This window comes from Streptomyces sp. NRRL S-455, assembly GCF_000717875.1.
Classification (GTDB): Bacteria; Actinomycetota; Actinomycetes; order Streptomycetales; family Streptomycetaceae; genus Streptomyces.
In genome coordinates this window covers 390,236-406,662 of the sequence record NZ_JOCT01000004.1, presented here as the reverse complement: position 1 = coordinate 406,662, position 16,427 = coordinate 390,236, and the positions used below count along the sequence as shown (strand labels likewise).

20 protein-coding genes are annotated in these 16,427 nt (G+C 70.7%); 10 read left to right on the top strand and 10 right to left on the bottom strand.

The genetic code is table 11. The annotated features are described in order from the left end of the window. The first annotated feature begins 37 nt into the window (after positions 1 to 37). The 4 genes from IE97_RS0107515 to IE97_RS0107500 are packed head-to-tail and all read left to right on the top strand — an operon-like array spanning position 38 to position 2,853. A complete protein-coding gene (locus IE97_RS0107515; RefSeq protein WP_030233371.1) occupies positions 38 to 559 on the top strand; it encodes a phosphatase PAP2 family protein in 522 nt (173 codons plus the stop codon). Beyond that, on the top strand, positions 552 to 1,496 hold the full coding sequence (locus tag IE97_RS0107510) for a decaprenyl-phosphate phosphoribosyltransferase (RefSeq protein WP_030233368.1): 945 nt from the start codon (positions 552 to 554) through the stop codon (positions 1,494 to 1,496). Before IE97_RS0107515 ends, IE97_RS0107510 begins: the two co-directional genes overlap by 8 nt. Continuing rightward, positions 1,493 to 1,948, top strand: coding sequence for a GtrA family protein (locus IE97_RS0107505; RefSeq protein ID WP_051704871.1), 456 nt, complete (start codon positions 1,493 to 1,495; stop codon positions 1,946 to 1,948). Before IE97_RS0107510 ends, IE97_RS0107505 begins: the two co-directional genes overlap by 4 nt. Further along, a complete protein-coding gene (locus IE97_RS0107500) occupies positions 1,936 to 2,853 on the top strand; it encodes a YihY/virulence factor BrkB family protein (protein ID WP_030233359.1) in 918 nt (305 codons plus the stop codon). Before IE97_RS0107505 ends, IE97_RS0107500 begins: the two co-directional genes overlap by 13 nt. Here IE97_RS0107500 and IE97_RS0107495 read toward each other — a convergent pair. Next, complete coding sequence (locus IE97_RS0107495; RefSeq protein WP_030233355.1) at positions 2,801 to 4,102, bottom strand: D-alanyl-D-alanine carboxypeptidase family protein; 1,302 nt, start codon at positions 4,100 to 4,102, stop codon at positions 2,801 to 2,803. The two genes, IE97_RS0107500 and IE97_RS0107495, sit on opposite strands and share 53 nt — an antisense overlap. A 91-nt stretch (positions 4,103 to 4,193) precedes the next feature. Between IE97_RS0107495 and IE97_RS0107490 the strand changes: the two genes are divergently transcribed. Then, complete coding sequence (locus IE97_RS0107490) at positions 4,194 to 4,433, top strand: SCO4848 family membrane protein (protein WP_030233351.1); 240 nt, start codon at positions 4,194 to 4,196, stop codon at positions 4,431 to 4,433. Positions 4,434 to 4,457: 24 nt separating this feature from the next. Next, the gene (locus IE97_RS0107485) at positions 4,458 to 5,975 is read left to right on the top strand and encodes a metallophosphoesterase (protein ID WP_030233347.1); all 1,518 of its coding nucleotides are present in this window, start codon (positions 4,458 to 4,460) and stop codon (positions 5,973 to 5,975) included. A 19-nt stretch (positions 5,976 to 5,994) separates the two neighbouring features. On the opposite strand, the gene IE97_RS0107480 is transcribed toward IE97_RS0107485, so the two are convergent. Genes IE97_RS0107480 through IE97_RS0107470 form a run of 3 tightly spaced genes read right to left on the bottom strand, consistent with a single transcriptional unit; the run spans position 5,995 to position 7,685 of the window. After that, positions 5,995 to 6,738, bottom strand: a complete 744-nt coding sequence (locus IE97_RS0107480) for a TetR/AcrR family transcriptional regulator (RefSeq protein ID WP_030233343.1) — start codon at positions 6,736 to 6,738, stop codon at positions 5,995 to 5,997. Positions 6,739 to 6,770: 32 nt separating this feature from the next. Further along, a complete protein-coding gene (locus IE97_RS0107475) occupies positions 6,771 to 7,265 on the bottom strand; it encodes a thiol-disulfide oxidoreductase DCC family protein (protein ID WP_030233339.1) in 495 nt (164 codons plus the stop codon). 12 nt (positions 7,266 to 7,277) lie between these two features. Next, positions 7,278 to 7,685, bottom strand: coding sequence for a hypothetical protein (locus IE97_RS0107470; protein WP_030233336.1), 408 nt, complete (start codon positions 7,683 to 7,685; stop codon positions 7,278 to 7,280). Between the two features lie 88 nt (positions 7,686 to 7,773). Between IE97_RS0107470 and IE97_RS0107465 the strand changes: the two genes are divergently transcribed. After that, positions 7,774 to 8,211 (top strand): hypothetical protein, encoded by a 438-nt coding sequence (locus IE97_RS0107465; RefSeq protein WP_030233333.1) that lies wholly within the window; start codon positions 7,774 to 7,776, stop codon positions 8,209 to 8,211. Positions 8,212 to 8,243: 32 nt separating this feature from the next. Here IE97_RS0107465 and IE97_RS0107460 read toward each other — a convergent pair whose 3' ends face one another. The 6 genes from IE97_RS0107460 to IE97_RS0107435 form a co-directional block, all read right to left on the bottom strand. Next, positions 8,244 to 8,831, bottom strand: a complete 588-nt coding sequence (locus tag IE97_RS0107460) for a Uma2 family endonuclease (RefSeq protein WP_030233330.1) — start codon at positions 8,829 to 8,831, stop codon at positions 8,244 to 8,246. 157 nt (positions 8,832 to 8,988) lie between these two features. Next, positions 8,989 to 9,768 (bottom strand): succinate dehydrogenase iron-sulfur subunit, encoded by a 780-nt coding sequence (locus IE97_RS0107455; RefSeq protein WP_030233329.1) that lies wholly within the window; start codon positions 9,766 to 9,768, stop codon positions 8,989 to 8,991. Then, positions 9,768 to 11,522, bottom strand: a complete 1,755-nt coding sequence (gene sdhA, locus IE97_RS0107450; RefSeq protein ID WP_030233327.1) for a succinate dehydrogenase flavoprotein subunit — start codon at positions 11,520 to 11,522, stop codon at positions 9,768 to 9,770. Before sdhA ends, IE97_RS0107455 begins: the two co-directional genes overlap by 1 nt. A gap of 19 nt (positions 11,523 to 11,541) precedes the next feature. Continuing rightward, the gene (locus tag IE97_RS0107445; RefSeq protein WP_030233325.1) at positions 11,542 to 12,021 is read right to left on the bottom strand and encodes a succinate dehydrogenase hydrophobic membrane anchor subunit; all 480 of its coding nucleotides are present in this window, start codon (positions 12,019 to 12,021) and stop codon (positions 11,542 to 11,544) included. Positions 12,022 to 12,026: 5 nt separating this feature from the next. Continuing rightward, complete coding sequence (gene sdhC, locus IE97_RS0107440; protein ID WP_030233323.1) at positions 12,027 to 12,407, bottom strand: succinate dehydrogenase, cytochrome b556 subunit; 381 nt, start codon at positions 12,405 to 12,407, stop codon at positions 12,027 to 12,029. Positions 12,408 to 12,661: 254 nt separating this feature from the next. Beyond that, positions 12,662 to 13,126, bottom strand: a complete 465-nt coding sequence (locus IE97_RS0107435) for a 2-oxo-4-hydroxy-4-carboxy-5-ureidoimidazoline decarboxylase (RefSeq protein ID WP_030894741.1) — start codon at positions 13,124 to 13,126, stop codon at positions 12,662 to 12,664. A gap of 298 nt (positions 13,127 to 13,424) precedes the next feature. Here IE97_RS0107435 and IE97_RS0107430 point away from each other — a divergent pair, with 298 nt between their 5' ends. The 3 genes from IE97_RS0107430 (at position 13,425) to IE97_RS0107420 (ending at position 16,291) form a co-directional block, all read left to right on the top strand. Next, positions 13,425 to 15,026: a beta-N-acetylhexosaminidase gene (locus IE97_RS0107430; RefSeq protein ID WP_030233318.1), complete on the top strand. Its 1,602-nt coding sequence runs from the start codon at positions 13,425 to 13,427 to the stop codon at positions 15,024 to 15,026. Between the two features lie 95 nt (positions 15,027 to 15,121). After that, complete coding sequence (locus IE97_RS0107425) at positions 15,122 to 15,628, top strand: hypothetical protein (protein WP_030233315.1); 507 nt, start codon at positions 15,122 to 15,124, stop codon at positions 15,626 to 15,628. Between the two features lie 108 nt (positions 15,629 to 15,736). Beyond that, positions 15,737 to 16,291: a hypothetical protein gene (locus tag IE97_RS0107420; RefSeq protein ID WP_030233312.1), complete on the top strand. Its 555-nt coding sequence runs from the start codon at positions 15,737 to 15,739 to the stop codon at positions 16,289 to 16,291. Positions 16,292 to 16,427 lie beyond the last annotated feature (136 nt).

Genomic DNA, 16,427 nt, shown 5'->3' with positions numbered 1-16,427 from the left:
GGAATTCGGGGCGGTCGGGCGTGAACAGTGAGTCCACATGGACGACCTCGACGACCTGCACGACATGGACCACCGGATCGTTTCGGCGCTGAGGGAGTGCGGCACCGACCCGCGTGTGGCCGGCGCCGCGCGCGCCCTGTCCCGGGCGGGGGAGCACGCCGCGCTGTGGCTGGCGGCGGGACTCGCCGGAGCCGCATTGGACGGCCGGCGGCGCGGCGCCTGGCTGCGCGGCACGGCCCTCACCGCGGGGGCGCACCTCGTCAGCATGGGGGTGAAGCGGGTCGTGCGCCGCCCACGCCCCGCGCACATCGAGCCCCTGGTGCGCACCGTCGGCCGGCACTCCTTCCCCAGCTCGCACGCCAGCTCCGCCGCGGCCGCCGCCGTCGCCTTCGGCGCCCTGGGGGCCCGCACCGTCCCCCCGTTGGCCGCCCTGGTGTGCGTCTCACGGCTGGTGGCCGGCGTCCACTACCCCTCGGACGTCGCGGCCGGTGCCGCCCTCGGCGCGCTCACGGCCCGGCTCGGCGCCCGCTGGATGAGGGGAGGCGCCCACCATGACTGAGACGGCCGTCCTGCGGCAGCGCACCCCCGAGGAGCGGCCCGCGCCACCCCGCAGGGGCGGTCTCCTGGCCGGTCTCCTCAGGACCGCCCGCCCCAGACAGTGGATCAAGAACGTCCTCGTGGTCGCCGCCCCGGCCGCCGCCGGCGAGCTGTTCTCGCGGCACGCCCTCGCCCAACTCGGCCTCGTGTTCCTCCTCTTCACCGCCTGCGCCGCCGCCGTCTACCTCGTCAACGACGCCCGCGACGCCGACGCCGACCGCGCCCACCCCACCAAGCGGCACCGTCCCGTCGCCGCCGGGCAGGTCCCCGTGCCCCTCGCCTACGCCGTCGGCTGCTGCCTCGCAGTCCTCGCGCCCGCCGCCGCGGCCTGGCTGTGCTCCCCGGTCGTCGCCGCGCTGCTGACGGCGTACGTCGGGATGCAACTGGCCTACTGCGTCAGCCTCAAGCACGTCCTCGTCGTCGACCTCGCCGTCGTCACGACCGGATTCCTGATGCGAGCCATGGTCGGCGGGCTCGCCCTCGGCATCCCGCTCTCGCGCTGGTTCCTGATCACGACCGGCTTCGGCGCGCTGTTCATGGTCTCGGCCAAGCGCTACTCGGAGGCCGTGCAGATGGGCGGGGAGGCGGGCGCCACCCGCGCGTTGCTGACCGAGTACACCACCGGCTACCTCCGCTTCGTCTGGCAGCTCGCGGCCGGCGTCGCCGTCCTCGGCTACTGCCTGTGGGCCCTGGAGGAGGGCGGCGTCCCGCACACCAGCGTGCTGCCCTGGCGGCAGCTGTCCATGGTCGCCTTCATCCTCGCCGTCCTGAGGTACGCGGTCTTCGCCGACCGCGGCACCGCCGGCGAACCCGAGGACGTCGTGCTGCGCGACCGGGCACTCGCCCTCATCGGCCTGGCGTGGATGGCCATGTACGGCCTGGCGGTGGCCAATTGGTGACCAGGCGCGCGTGGGAGAACCGATCGGCTCTCCCAGGGCGCCGCGAACTGGCCGGCTTCGCCGCCGTCGGTCTCCTCGCCTACGCCGTCGACCTGGCCCTGTTCACCTGCCTGCGCGGCCCCGCCCGACTCGACCCGCTCACCGCCAAGGCCCTGTCCTTCCTGGCCGCCTGCTCGGTCGCCTACGCGGGCAACGCCCTCGGCACCTACCGGAACACCCGGGCCAAGGGCCTGCGTCCGTACGCCGTGTTCTTCGCGGTGAACCTCGCCGGTGCCGCCGTCCAGCTGCTGTGCCTGGCCGTCAGCCACTACGGCCTCGGGCTCACCTCGCAGCGCGCCGACACCGTCTCCGGCGCGGTCGTCGGCATGGCGCTGGCCACAGTCCTGCGGTTCTGGGGTACCCGTACATGGGTGTTCCGGGCGGAGGGCAGAGTCGGATCATGGACTGGCTGAAAAAGCTCCCCATCGTCGGGCCGTGGGCGGGGCGGTTGATGATCACCCACGCCTGGCGGTCGTACGAGCGGCTGGACCGCGTGAAGTGGACGCGGCTGGCCGCCGCGATGACCTTCACGAGCTTCGTCGCGCTGTTCCCCCTGCTGACGGTGTCCGCCACCATCGCCGCCGCCACACTCAGCACGGAGCAGCAGCACCAGCTCCAGGACAAGCTCGCCGAGCAGGTGCCCGGCATCTCCGACCAGCTGGACATCGCCAATCTGGTGGACAACGCCGGCACGATCGGCCTCATCGCCGGCGCGCTGCTGTTCTTCACCGGTGTGAGCTGGGCCGGCTCGATGCGCGAGTGTCTGCGGGCGGTGTGGGAGCTGCCCGACGAGGAGGAGAACCCCGCCCTGCGCTACGGCAAGGACGCGGGCGTCCTGCTCGGCCTCGGCGGCGCCCTCCTCGTCACCATCGCCGCCTCCGCCGTCGCCTCCGCGATGATCGGCTGGATCACACGGCAGTTGGGCATCGACGAGGGCGGCTGGAGCGGGCTCCTGCTGCACATCGCCGCGTTCCTGATAGCCGTGCTCGCGAACTTCCTGCTCCTGCTCTACGTCCTCACACTGCTCCCCGGCGTCGAGCCGACGCGCCACCGCCTGGTCGTGGCCGCGTTGACCGGCGCGATCGGCTTCGAACTGCTGAAGCTGCTGCTCAGCGGCTATCTCCAGGGCGTGGCCGCGAAGAGCATGTACGGCGCCTTCGGCGTGCCCGTCGCCCTGCTGCTGTGGATCAACTTCACCTCGAAACTGGTGCTGTTCTGCGCCTCCTGGACGGCGACGCGGAGCAAGCAGGACGAAGTCCCGGAGATCACGGACGACTCCGGCGACGCACCAGATCCGGCAGCGGCCAGCGGCGGTTGACCAGGAACGCTGCGCCCGCGAGCAGCACCAGCACCCCACCGGCGATGCCGAGCGCCGTCCCCATGCCGCCGGCGCCGTCCGCGCCCGGGGCGCCGGCCACCGGCTTCGCACCGGCCGCCGTGCCGCTCCCGCCGTCGCCGGAGCCACCGGCCTCGCCGGAGGGATTCGCACCGGGCCGCTCACCGGCCTGTGCGCTCTTCGGCGGCACCAGCTCGCCCACCGGCTGCACCTTCCCGGCCGCCTTGAAGCCCCAGTCGAGCAGCCGGGCGGTCTCCTTGTAGACCCCGTTGTACTCGCTCTTCTCCGGGTTCATCACCGTGACCAGCAGCACCTTGCCGTTCCGCTCGGCGACGCCGGTGAAGGTGGAACCCGCGTTGGTGGTGTTGCCGTTCTTGACACCGGCGATGCCCTGGTAGGCGGGCAGGCCCACATCGCCGCTCAGCAGCCGGTTGGTGTTCTGGATCTCGAAGGGCTTGCGGACCGTCTTTCCCTTCTTGTCCTTCTTCGTCTCGCCGGGGAACTTCGCGCTGACCGTCGAGCAGTACTCCCGGAAGTCCTTCTTCTGCAGCCCCGACCGGGCGATCAGCGTCAGGTCGTAGGCCGACGACACCTGTCCCTCGGCGTCGTAGCCGTCGGGGCTGACGACGTGCGTGTCGAGGGCCTGGAGCTCCTCGGCGTGCTCGTTCATCTCCCTGACGGTGTTCTCCACGCCGTTGTTCATCGCGGACAGCACGCGCACGGCGTCGTTGCCCGAGCGCAGGAAGACCCCGAGCCACAGGTCGTGGACGGTGTAGGTCTCCTCCTCCTTTATCCCGACCATGCTGGAGCCCGGGCCGATGCCGGCCAGGTCGGAGGGGACGACCTTGTGCTTGGCCGTCCTCGGGAACTTCGGCAGCAGCGTGTCCGCGAACAGCATCTTCAGCGTGCTCGCCGGGGCGAGTCGCCAGTGCGCGTTGTGCGCGGCCAGCACGTCACCGGTCTCGGCGTCGGCCACGACCCAGGAGCGGGCGCTGACGTCCTTCGGCAGCACCGGCACGCCGCTCGCCAGGTTCACCTGCGTCCCCGGCCGCCCGAGCCGGGCCCCGCCCACCGTCGACATCGACGCCGGGGGAGTGGCCGACGGGCTCGACGACGGACTGCCCGAGGGCTTCGGGGCGGCGACGGCGGCGGGTACGGCCAGGGCCAGGGACGACAGGACGGCGGAGGTGACCAGCAGGGATCGCCTGGCGGTCTTCTTGGGAGCGGGCACGGTCGGAAACGTACATGCCGTCCGGGGGTAAGTCCCGCCTCCGCCCCCACCCCGCGAACGGAACCGGACACGCTCTGGCGATACTGGACTCATGAAGCTCAGCCGCCCCGTCTCCTGGTTCCTGCTCGCCTTCGGGGTGTGGAGCTGGGTCATCTGGATCACTTTCGTCAAGAATCTCGTCAAGGACGGCAGCGGGCTCGCCTTCGACGATGGTCATCCCACGGCGTACTTCTGGGTGCACCTGCTGCTCGCAGTCGTCTCCTTCGTATTGGGGACGGCCATCGGGGCCATCGGGTTGCGTGGTCTGCGCGCACTGCGCCGGACGTCATAAACGGCAATCGGGAGACACCACACCGTGGTTATCGCCTTCGTGCTCGTCGCAGCGCTGGTCCTGGCCGTCCTCGTGACGGCCAACTGGTACGTGTGGCGCCGCCTGTTCCGCGACACGACCCGCGGCCCCGGGCTCGCCCGCCGCGCGGGCGCCGTCCTCATCGCCGGCGGCTGGGCCCTCGCGATCACGGCCCTGGTCGCCGAACGCACCGGCGCCCCCTTCTGGCTCCAGCAGACCCTGGCCTGGCCGGGCTTCCTGTGGCTGGCCCTGTCGATCTACCTGCTGCTGGGAGTGGTGGCGGGGGAGTTCGTACGGCCGTTGCTGCGGTGGTTCCTGGAACGGCGGGCGAGGGCGACGGGCGTGGCTGAGCCGGGACCAGGGCCGGCGGCGACGCCCGGCGCACCGGCGGAATCCGGGGCAGCGGCCGACGCCGGGCCCGGCTCCCGCACTCCCGACGCACCCGGCGGACCGGCTCTGCCCGCGCCGCAGGCGGAACACACCGGCGCGCCCGGCGCAGTGGCCGCTCCCGTGACGGCCGCCGCCGCACAGGCCGCCCAAGGCGGCGGAGCGACCGCTTCCGCGACGGCTGCCGGTACTGCCGCCCCCGACCCGCAGGCGGGCCTCACGCCCGACGCCCCCGGGGGTGCCGCGCAGTCGCTCACCACCACTAGCCCCACAAACGCCACAAGCACCACGAACAACGCGACCGCATCCGGCCCGTCCCGGCGTCTCTTCGTGTCCCGCGTCGTCGCCGGCGCGGCCGCGGCCGCCGCTGTCGGGACCGTCGGGTACGGCACCTACGGCGTGCTGAGGGGGCCCAGGGTCAAGCGCGTCACCGTGCCGCTGGCCAAGCTGCCGCGCGCCGCGCACGGGTACCGCATCGCCGTGGTCAGCGATGTGCACCTCGGCCCGGTCCTCGGCCGCGGCTTCGCCCAGAAGGTCGTCGACACGATCAACGGGACCCAGCCCGACCTGATCGCGGTCGTCGGCGACCTGGTCGACGGCAGCGTGAAGGACCTGGGCCCCGCCGCGGCGCCCCTGGCCCAGCTGAGGGCCCGTCACGGCTCCTACTTCGTCACCGGGAACCACGAGTACTTCTCCGGCGCCGAGCAGTGGGTCGAGGAGGTCCGGCGTCTGGGCCTCAACCCGCTGGAGAACGCCCGCAGGGAGATGCCGTACTTCGACCTGGCCGGAGTCAACGACGTGGCGGGCGAGGAGGAAGGCCAGGGGCCCGACTTCGCCCGGGCACTCGGCGACCGGGACACCGCACGCGCCTGCGTCCTGCTCGCGCACCAGCCCGTCCAGATCCACGAGGCCGTCGAGCACAACGTCGACCTCCAGCTCTCCGGCCACACCCACGGCGGCCAGCTCTGGCCCGGCAACCTCATCGCGGCCGGCGCCAACCCCACGCTCGCGGGCCTGGAGCGCTACGGGGACACCCAGCTCTACGTCTCCCGCGGCGCGGGCGCCTGGGGCCCGCCCACCCGGGTGGGCGCACCGTCGGACATCACGCTGATCGAGCTGGCGTCGAAGCAGGCCTGACCTGCGAGAACGCTGCGGTCTAGGAGCCGGTGCCGCGCGCGGCCGGATCCGGGACCGCGTTCGTCATGCCCGGCAGGAAGTCCGTGAACAGCTCGTGCACCTCCCGCACGAGCGGCCGCAGTACCCGGAAGCGGGCCAGGGCGACGCCCCGCGCGGTGAGCCGGGCCCCGCGCTCGGCGAGCCGGTAACTGCGCTCCCGGCCCTCGGTCCGGTCGAAGACCCAGTACAGGACGAGTCCCATCTGCGACAGCCACATCAACTCGGGCAGGATGTCCCGCAGTTCCTCCGGAACCTTCGTCTTCGTCGCCCCGGCCAGCACCTCCCGGTGGATGCTGATCGCCTCCGCGCGCGCGTGCTCCGACTCGGGCGAGAAGGGGCTGAGCGGGCTGTCCGGGTCGGCGGCGTTCTTGAAGAACTGCACCGCGAACTCGTGGTACGGCCTGGCGATGTCCAGCCAGACCCGCAGCACACCCGCGAGCCGCGCCTCCAGGTCGGTCTCCCGCGCCAGGACCTCCCGCACCGCCACCTGGTGCTCGGTGGCGATCCGGTCGTAGAAGCCCTGGATCAGGTGCTCCTTGCCCGCGAAGTAGTAGTACGCGTTGCCGACGGAGACCCCGGCCTCCTGGGCGATGGCCCGCATCGTCGTCTTGTCGTAGCCGCGTTCCTGGAACAGCCGCATGGCCGTCTCCAGGATCAGGGCGCGGGTCTGCTCGGACTTGCTGGGGGCGGCGCCGTCACCGGGGCCGTCGTTCTTCGCGGACACGGGAAGAGAGCCTATCGCCGGTACCGGTGCCGCTACCGGGGGGCGCAGGTGCCGTCGGCGCAGCCAGGCGCGGTGTGCGTCCAGCCGCCGTCCGGGTCGTACGTCCACCCGTCCGCCCGCCGGTACCCCCGGCCGCCCCACTGTGTTGCGGCCCGTCGGTCCTTGTTCTGCTGCGCGCCGCGCCACTTGGCGGCGGCGAGCACCGCGCCTCTCGCGAGCCAGGCCCCGGACGGGGTGCTGAGCCGGTGGGCGAGCGGCCGGTGCTCGCGCAGCGCCCACAGGGTGACGACCCAGGCGGCGGGCCCCCGGTAGACCTGCCCGGCGTCGGCGACCACGGTGATCTCCTCGAGGGTGGCGCCGTGGTCGAGGCCGGGGAACCGCCGCCGGGCCTCCTCGGAGCCGGCCGGAACCGGCTCCAGCGGCACCAGCTGGGGCTGCCGCTGGAGCCAGTCGCGCAGGAACGCGCACAGGGAGCACTCGGCGTCGTAGAGGACGGTGAGCCGGCGGACCGGTGCGGTGGCGTCCATGCCGCTCTCCACTCAGGCCTGGGCCTGCGGGGCCACCCAGCCCTGCGGCGGCACCGGCGGCATCTGCTCCCGCTCCATCGCGCCCCGCCGCCGGATCCGGTTGAGCACGTAGACGTTGCCCAGGTGCATCACGCCCAGCACCAGCAGCACGACGCCGAGCTTCGTCGACAGCGCCTCGAAGACGCCACGGACGTCCGTGATGGTCTCGTCGCCGCTCAGGTACAGCGCGACGAACCCGAGGTTGACGAGGTAGAAGCCGACCACGAGGAGGTGGTTGACGGCATCGGCGAGCTTCTCGTTGCCGTGCAGCACGTCGGCGAGGAACACCCTCCCGTTACGGCTCAGTGTGCGGGCCACCCAGATGGTCAGCCCGATGCTGACCAGCAGGTAGATGACGTAGGCGACGACCGTGCGGTCCATTGCCCCACCCTTCTTGAACACGTTCAAAACGCTGTCGCGGATGACTCTAGACCTGTTTTTGAACGTGTTCAACACCTAAGAAGGATCTGTGGATCAGAGCGAAGATCGGATTTTGGCCGAGGAGCTTGCCGCTCTTGGCTCGTCGAGCGGGGGGAGCGGTTACCTGGTCCGCCTGGTGGCCGGGCTGATGAGGAAGAACGTCCATGAGATCGACCTGCTCGTCCCCTTGCCGTTCGACGAGGTGGCGCGGCGCGTCACCAGCGTGCTCGGGAGGGCGGGCCACGCGGTCGGGCCGGTGCCGATCGGCTCCGGGGAGGACGAGGAGACGATCCGCGTCGTGACCGGCGGCGGTGCGGGCGGTGTGAATCCCGTAGTGGTGACCGCGCGAGTGCTGAAGGTCGATGAGGCCAGCTCGGAGGTCCGGCTTCGTGCAGCCGCCAAAGAGGGTCTGATCAGGCAGCGAGCCGGGGAGAAGACCGCTGTCCGTCTCGCCGCCCTGTTGAGCAGCGCGACCGGAGCGGGATAGGGCCGGAGCCGGCCGGTTCTGAGCGTCGCGGATCAGTCGGCCGTTTTCGGCCGGCCGGCCTTGAGGATCTCGGCCACGTCAAGGGTCACCTTCGCGCCGATGGAGTCGGGGAGCGTGACGAGCTCGCCGGGGACGTGGACCTGGTGGGTCGCGTAGCCGTCCCGGGCCGGGTCAGTGAGGACGTGGAGTCGTTGGTGCGTCCTGTCGACGATGACGTACGCCGGAATTCCCGCCGCCGCGTACGCGGGCACCTTGACGTGGAGATCCAGGTGGGGATTTTCCGCGGTGACCTCCATGACCATGCGGAAGCAGGAGGGCTCGTAGCAGTTGTCCTCGACCATACGAGAGGAGATGTCCGCGTCGACGACTGAGAGGTCCGGGATGGCGTAATCCTCCGGGCCTGTGGGGAGCCGGACGGCGACCTTCTGGAGGACGGTGGTCTCGTCGCCGTCGATTCCGGCGTTCAGACACGCCAGGGTGACGTCCGTGAGGACTCCGGCATGCCGGCGGTCGGGGATCGGTGTCACCAGCAGCAGGCCGTCGATGATCTCGAAACGAGCCCCCGGGGTGCGCTCCGTGAGCCAGTCGGCCCACTTGGTGAGCGAACGGTTTGCCGGCATGCGCGATCCTCCACCTGGTCCGGGTGCGGACATCCTCTCCGGGGTGATGCGTGGCTTCCTCCCCGGCCGCGTGCAGCTCACTCGAGTGAGGCCTTGCACAAGGTGAGGGCCCCGCTTCCACCGGAAACGGGGCCCTCACGGACGTACGAAGACGACCTCAGTAGCGGCGCGTGATCAGCGCCCTCTTCACCTCGGCGATCGCCTTCGTGACCTCGATACCGCGCGGGCAGGCGTCCGTGCAGTTGAAGGTCGTGCGGCAGCGCCACACGCCGTCGCGGTCGTTGAGGATCTCCAGGCGCTGTTCGCCCGCCTCGTCACGCGAGTCGAAGATGAAGCGGTGCGCGTTGACGATGGCGGCCGGACCGAAGTACTGGCCGTCGTTCCAGAAGACCGGGCACGACGTGGTGCAGGCCGCGCAGAGGATGCACTTCGTGGTGTCGTCGAAGCGCTCGCGGTCCTCGGCGGACTGCAGACGCTCACGCGTGGGCTCGTTCGTGTCCTTCGTGATGAGGAAGGGCATGACGTCCCGGTACGCCTGGAAGAACGGCTCCATGTCGACCACGAGGTCCTTCAGGACCGTGAGGCCCTTTATGGCCTCGACCGTGATCGGCTTCTCGGGGTTGATGTCCTTGATCAGGGTCTTGCAGGCGAGACGGTTCTTGCCGTTGATCCGCATGGCGTCGGAACCGCAGATGCCGTGCGCGCAGGAGCGGCGGAACGTCAGCGTGCCGTCGAGCTCCCACTTGATCTTGTGGAGGGCGTCGAGGACACGCTCCTTGGGGTCGATCTCCACCTGGAAGTCTTCCCACATCGCTTCCGCCGCGACCTCGGGGTTGAAGCGGCGGATGCGGAACGTGACCGTGATGTAGGGGGAGTCGGCGAAACCGGGCTCGGGCTTGCCGGCCGCGTCTTCCTTGTCCAGAACGGGGGTAGCCATCAGTACTTACGCTCCATCGGCTGGTAGCGGGTCTGGACGACCGGCTTGTAGTCGAGACGGACGGTTTCGGAGCCGTCGGCGCCGACCTCGCGGTACGCCATGGTGTGCCGCATGAAGTTGACGTCGTCACGGTTCGGGTAGTCCTCGCGGTAGTGACCGCCGCGGGACTCCTTGCGGGCGAGCGCGGAGACCGCCATGACCTCGGCGAGGTCAAGCAGGTTGCCCAGCTCGATGGCCTCCAGCAGGTCCGTGTTGAACCGCTTGCCCTTGTCCTGGATCGAGACGTTCTTGTAGCGCTCGCGCAGCTCCGCGATCTTCTCGACCGCCGTCTTGATCGTCTGCTCGGTGCGGAACACCATGACGTTGGCGTCCATGGTCTCCTGCAGCTCGCGCCGCAGCTCCGTCACGCGCTCGGTGCCGGTGGCGTCGCGGAGCCTTTCCACCTGCGCGATGACGAACTCCGCCGGGTTCTCCGGCAGCTCCACGAACTCCGCCTTCTGCGCGTACTCCGCGGCCGCGATGCCGGCGCGCTTGCCGAACACGTTGATGTCCAGCAGGGAGTTGGTGCCCAGACGGTTCGCGCCGTGCACGGACACGCAGGCGACCTCACCGGCCGCGTACAGGCCCGGGACGACCGTGGTGTTGTCCGCCAGGACCTCACCCTCGACGTTGGTCGGGATGCCGCCCATCGCGTAGTGCGCGGTGGGCTGGATCGGGATCGGGTCCGTGTAGGGCTCGATGCCGAGGTAGGTGCGGGCGAACTCGGTGATGTCGGGCAGCTTGGCGTCCAGCTGCTCCGGCGGGAGGTGCGTGAGGTCGAGGTAGACGTGGTCGCCCTCGGGACCGCAGCCGCGGCCCTCACGGATCTCCGTGTAGATGGAGCGGGACACCACGTCACGGGAGGCGAGGTCCTTCATGACCGGCGCGTACTTCTCCATGAAGCGCTCGCCGTCCTTGTTGCGGAGGATGCCGCCCTCACCGCGGGCGCCCTCCGTCAGCAGGATGCCCATGCGCCAGATGCCGGTCGGGTGGAACTGGAAGAACTCCATGTCCTCCAGCGGCAGACCGCGGCGGTAGACCGCCGCCTGGCCGTCACCGGTCAGCGTGTGCGCGTTGGACGTCACCTTGAAGAACTTGCCGCAGCCGCCGGAGGCGTAGATCACGGACTTCGCGTGGAAGACGTGGATCTCACCGGTGGCCAGCTCGTACGCCACCACACCGGAGGACTTCTTGACGCCGTCGACCTCGGTGATCAGCTGGTCCAGGACGTAGAACTCGTTGAAGAACTCCACGCCCTCCTTGACGCAGTTCTGGTACAGCGTCTGGAGGATCATGTGGCCGGTGCGGTCGGCCGCGTAGCAGGAGCGGCGGACCGGGGCCTCGCCGTGGTTGCGGCTGTGACCGCCGAAGCGGCGCTGGTCGATGGTGCCGTTCGGGGTGCGGTTGAACGGCAGGCCCATCTTCTCCAGGTCGAGGACGGAGTCGATGGCCTCCTTCGCGAGGATCTCGGCGGCGTCCTGGTCGACCAGGTAGTCACCGCCCTTGACCGTGTCGAAGGTGTGCCACTCCCAGTTGTCCTCCTCCACGTTGGCGAGCGCGGCGGCCATGCCGCCCTGCGCCGCGCCCGTGTGGGAGCGGGTGGGGTAGAGCTTGGTGAGCACGGCGGTGCGGCTGCGCTTCGTCGACTCGATGGCGGCGCGCATACCGGCGCCACCGGCGCCGACGATGACGGTGTCGTACTTGTGGATCTTCATGATTCTCGCAGCCCCGTGCCTAGCGGATGTTCGGGTCGAAGGTGAAGATCACCAGCGTGCCCAGCAGGATGGTGAACACCGTGGCGGTGTAGAGCAGAGCCTTCAGCCACAGCCGGGTGTTCGCGCGCTCCGCGTAGTCGTTGATGACCGTGCGCAGGCCGTTGGCGCCGTGCAGCATCGCGAGCCAGAGCATCAGCAGGTCCCAGACCTGCCAGAACGGCGAGGCCCAGCGGCCGGCCACGAACGCGAAGCCGACCTTGGAGACGCCGCCGTCCAGCACGAGCTGGATCAGCAGGTGGCCGATGACGAGGACGACCAGCACGACGCCGGACAGGCGCATGAACAGCCAGGCGGCCAGCTCGAAGTTGCCCCGGGTGGTCTTCGGGGTCTTCTTGGTGCGCTTGCGCGGGGCCTCGATGAGCGGGGCCGGGTTGTCGACGGTGTAGACGGCGCCGCCCTCGACGGGGCCGACGCCGGCGGTCTTGTCAGTCGTGGACATTGGCGTCAGCTCCCGAACAGTTCACGAGCGGCGTGGCCGAGGACGGGGTAGATCGCCCCCAGCATCAGCACGACCCATACGGCGACGACGGTCCAGAGCATCTGCTTCTGGTACCGGGCCCCCTTGATCCAGAAGTCGACGGCGATGACACGCAGGCCGTTGAGCGCGTGGAAGAGGATGGCGGCGACGAGGCCGTACTCCAGTAGCGCGACGATCGGCGTCTTGTACGTGGCCACGACGTTGTCGTAGGCCTCCGGGGACACACGGACGAGTGCGGTGTCCAGCACGTGAACGAACAGGAAGAAGAAAATGAGGACGCCGGTGACTCGGTGAGCCACCCAGGACCACATTCCTTCCCGGCCGCGGTACAGCGTTCCAGCCGGCACGGAAGTTTCCTCCGGGAGCGGGGATTGGGGCCGCGCCGGCTTGGTGTGTCGGTCGGGCCCGGCCGGGTACGGTCCACCGGCCCCCAGCATCGTAGCGAGGCGCTGCCGCCGGGCTGAGCGGGGGTCTGGCTGTGTGATCAAACTGGCATGCGTACGGGCTAGCCTCGCGGCTTCTGAGGTGGGGTGTCCTCTTATCGACCGGGTGCGGGTTCGTCGTGGTCGCTCGCGCCCACACGGCGGTAGCCGCATATCGATTACAGCCCCGCGCCCCTGAGGGCGTCCACCAGCCGTTCCCTGGCCAGGCGCCGGAGCTCGTCCGCCACCACCACCCGTTCCTCCTCGGGATCGTTCGTCAATCGTGACCGGATCCCTTCCAGGAGGTGGTCCAGAACCTCGTTCGGTGCCACACCGTCCAGGCAGATGACGAACACGTGTCCGAAGCGGGCCTCGTAGGCGGCGTGGGCCGCGCTCAGGGCCGTGTGGGCCGCCGAGTAGGTGTCCTCGGGGAGGCGCGGGAGGGGCTCGGCCGCCAGGGCCTCGATCAGGTCGGGCCAGGTCAGGTCGTAGGCCGCCTCGTCCGCCGCGGCCAGCAGGGAGTCCAGGTCCGGATAGGGGCGGTGTTCCGCGACGCGGCTGGACCACCGGGGGCTGTGCAGGCAGCTGAGGAGGATCTGGTGCAGGTCCTCGTCGGAGGCCGCGTTGACGTGCTCAACCGGTATGGCGAGTCGGCCGGGGAGGTCTGGGAGACGGTGCGCGGGCAGCGTGGGTCCTCGTGGGCGTCACGTGTGTCGGAAGGGCAATGTTGTGAGAGTTGTGGCGTCACGCTATCGAGTACGACCATGACGTGTCCGTCGGATGCCCGAATTTCACCCGGGAGAGAGAGTTTCGGAACCCAGGGTGGACGCGCGTGGTGGACGCGCGCCGGGACGCCGGGGGTTTTAGGTTGGCGGTGTGAGTCAGCACAGGCGTCGGATACCGGCGAAGCAGACGAAACAGCGGCAGGTGCTGGTCGTGGCCATGGCCGTCGCCCTGGTCGTGGTGGCGGCCGGGGTGAGTCTCGGGCTCTGGGCGGCCACGGGTGGCGACGGCGGGTCCACGGAACCGGAGGCCAGACCCTCCCAGGGCGGGACCGCCGCCGCCCCGCGGGGCACCTCGCCGGAGGACGGCCCCAGTCCGAGTCCGAGCCGCTCGTACGCCCTGTCCGAGGCGCCGCGGACGATCCCCGCCGTGCGCGACCACACCCCGGCGCGCGGCCCGGGCTGGCAGCCCGAGGACGGCAACCGCGTGGTCGTGGACGATCCGGCGCTGGCCGACGAGGGGCGGCTGGTCGCCGGTGAGCTGGGGCTGACGTACGCGGGGGAGAAGAACGACAGCCGGGCCGGGGACCTGCGCCTGACGCTCGACGGCGACAAGAAGGCGAACCCCGAGTCGTACGTCATGACCGTGCGCGACGGGCGGGTGGAGATCAGCGGGCCCGCCGACGCGGGCGTCTTCTACGGCACCCGCACCCTCAAGCAGGAGGTGCACGACGGCGGCACGGCCCCCGAGGGCGTGGTGCGGGACGAGCCGGCCAAGGAACAGCGCGGGTTCATGCTGGACATCGCGCGCAAGAACTTCACGGCCGGCTGGATCGAGGACCGGGTCCGGGAACTGGGCGACCTGAAGTTCAACCAGCTCGGCCTGCACTTCTCCGACGACCAGGGGTTCCGGATCGAGTCCGACTCGCACCCGGAGGTGGTGTCCCAGCAGCATCTGACCAAGGCGCAGGTGCGGAAGATCGTCGACCTCGCGGAGAGCCGGCACATCACCGTCGTGCCCGAGATCGACTCGCCCGGGCACCTCGGCGCGGTCCTCGACGCCCATCCCGACCTCCAGCTGCGCACCGCCCAGGGATCGGCGGTGCAGGGCGCCATCGACATCTCGAAGACCGAGAGCGCCGAGATCGTCGACGACCTGCTGAACGAGTACGCGGGCCTCTTCCCCGGCCGGCCCTGGCACCTCGGCGGCGACGAGTACCAGGCGCTGGTCCGCTCCGACCCGGAGGCGTCCTTCCCGCAGCTGGCCGCCGCCGCGCGGGAGAAGTACGGCTCCGGCGCCACCGTCGCCGACCTCACCACGGGCTGGCTGAACGACCGGGCTGCCACCGTCCGCGAGAACGAGCGGACTCCGCGCGCCTGGAACGACGGCTTCTTCCGCGGCACCTCCGTCGAGGCCGACGAGGACATCCAGGTCGCCTACTGGACCGGCAAGGAGATCGGCGCCCGGGAGCCGGCCGAGTACCTGAGCGCGGGCCGGAAGGTGATCAACTACAACGACGAGTTCCTGTACTACGTGCTCGGCGAGCCGCAGACCTTCGTCTATCCGACCGGGCAGCGGATCTACGAGCAGTGGACACCGCGGGTGCTGCGCGGCACCACGGCCGTCCCCGAGCGCTACGACGGCCAGATCCTCGGCGGGTCCTTCGCCGTCTGGTGCGACCTCGCGAACTCCCAGACGGAGGACCAGGTGGCGGCCGGGATCCGGATGCCGCTGCGGGCGACCGTCCAGAAACTGTGGGACCCCGGCGAGCCCCGGATGTCCTGGGCGGAGTTCCGGGCCCTGGCGAACCGGCTCGGCTAGCCCGCCCGAATCGACCCGTACGGCTGCGGACTCCGCTGCCGCTGTGGTGGTCTTCTCAGGCGAGCCGAATCGAATATGCCGGGGGGAACCGGGACATGGGCTACTGGGGATACTTCGTCGTGGGCCGGGGGGAACGGCCACTGGCGGAGCTGGACGCGCTGGCGGGGGCCGCGGACGGGATGACGCGGCGCGCCTCGGCGCCGGGTGGGTGGCAGGTCTGGGAGTACCCCAGCAACGACGGCGACATCGGCACCATGAACGCCGTCGCCCGGGAGACCGGGGCGCCCGCGCTCTTCGGATACGTCATGAACAGCGAGTGCGTGGCGCTGGAGGCCGCGGCGCCGGAGAGCGGGGCCTGGACGACCTGCCTCGGGCGGGCCGCGATGGCCGGGTATCTGGGGGCCGGCCGGGAGGGACTGACGATTGAGGACTACTTCCTGGAGCCCCGTGACGCCGCCGAGCACGCCGTCCGCTGGGCGGCCGAAGCCGGCCATGAGGTGAACGCCGGGGTCGTCTTGGACGTACTCACTTCAGACCCTGATTCCCTGGCCGAAAACCTCTTCTTCCGCTTGCTCGACAGACTGGGTGTGGTGCCCCTGTGACACTCCGGGGCCGTCGCGCGCAGTAAGGGGAAGTGCGGGTTCCGTGAGGGGTGAGGGCTGGTAGCGGCCTGACAGGGCCCCGGAGAAGGCCCGCGGAGGGAGGCGTGGATGAGCCTGGTGGAGTTGATCGCACAGGCCGACGAACGCGGGCTGGCCGCGAGCGGGCTGGCTTGTTTGGATCGGTGCGTGCCCCTGCTGGGCGGCGACGACGAACTCCTGCGACCGTTGTGGGCGAGCCTCACGGACGACGCCGACGCCGACGCATGGGGCGAACGGCTGGAGCAGACGCGCGCGAAGCTCGACGCCGCCGCCAGCGAGGACGAGGCGGTCGTGCTCGCCCACCGGATGCTCGAGGCCGCTCCCGCCGAGCGGTCCGCCGCCGAGGTACGGATCTGGGCCGACGCCTGCTCCGTCGCCTCCCTCCAGATCCACCGCCTCCTCGACACCCTCGCGGACGACGCCTCGTCCGTCGACGCCCGCCGTGAGGGCCGCACGGACGGCATGTCGCCGCTCGTCGCCGCCGAACTGCGCCGGCAGATCGTCGTCCTGGAGGTCCTGGCCGGACACGGCCCGGCCGGGCTGCGGCGGGCGCTGGAGGTGTCGGTGGAGGGCCGCCGGGTGCTCCGCGCGGTCGTCTCCCGCCGGAGCCGGCAGCAGGGCTGAAGGTATCCGGCCCCGGGAGTGCCGCCGAACGCCCCGCCAGAGCGCCTGACCGGCCTAAACCCCCCTCCTGGGGGAGTCCTGTGACTGTCGTGAGGCCGCGTTGGGGCGGTCCTGCGCCGCTTCGGGGAAGCCGCCG

Excerpts from the sequence above, each read along its gene's own strand:
- IE97_RS0107500 (WP_030233359.1), top strand. The coding sequence starts at position 1,936 with ATGGACTGGCTGAAAAAGCTCCCCATCGTCGGGCCGTGGGCGGGGCGG.
- IE97_RS0107460 (WP_030233330.1), bottom strand. The coding sequence starts at position 8,831 with ATGCCGGCAAACCGTTCGCTCACCAAGTGGGCCGACTGGCTCACGGAG.
- IE97_RS0107420 (WP_030233312.1), top strand. The coding sequence starts at position 15,737 with ATGAGCCTGGTGGAGTTGATCGCACAGGCCGACGAACGCGGGCTGGCC.
- IE97_RS0107475 (WP_030233339.1), bottom strand. The coding sequence starts at position 7,265 with ATGGACGCCACCGCACCGGTCCGCCGGCTCACCGTCCTCTACGACGCC.
- IE97_RS0107425 (WP_030233315.1), top strand. The coding sequence starts at position 15,122 with ATGGGCTACTGGGGATACTTCGTCGTGGGCCGGGGGGAACGGCCACTG.
- IE97_RS0107490 (WP_030233351.1), top strand. The coding sequence starts at position 4,194 with ATGAAGCTCAGCCGCCCCGTCTCCTGGTTCCTGCTCGCCTTCGGGGTG.
- IE97_RS0107445 (WP_030233325.1), bottom strand. The coding sequence starts at position 12,021 with ATGTCCACGACTGACAAGACCGCCGGCGTCGGCCCCGTCGAGGGCGGC.
- IE97_RS0107510 (WP_030233368.1), top strand. The coding sequence starts at position 552 with ATGACTGAGACGGCCGTCCTGCGGCAGCGCACCCCCGAGGAGCGGCCC.
- IE97_RS0107455 (WP_030233329.1), bottom strand. The coding sequence starts at position 9,768 with ATGGCTACCCCCGTTCTGGACAAGGAAGACGCGGCCGGCAAGCCCGAG.
- sdhA (WP_030233327.1), bottom strand. The coding sequence starts at position 11,522 with ATGAAGATCCACAAGTACGACACCGTCATCGTCGGCGCCGGTGGCGCC.
- IE97_RS0107470 (WP_030233336.1), bottom strand. The coding sequence starts at position 7,685 with ATGGACCGCACGGTCGTCGCCTACGTCATCTACCTGCTGGTCAGCATC.
- IE97_RS0107515 (WP_030233371.1), top strand. The coding sequence starts at position 38 with ATGGACGACCTCGACGACCTGCACGACATGGACCACCGGATCGTTTCG.
- IE97_RS0107430 (WP_030233318.1), top strand. The coding sequence starts at position 13,425 with ATGGCCGTCGCCCTGGTCGTGGTGGCGGCCGGGGTGAGTCTCGGGCTC.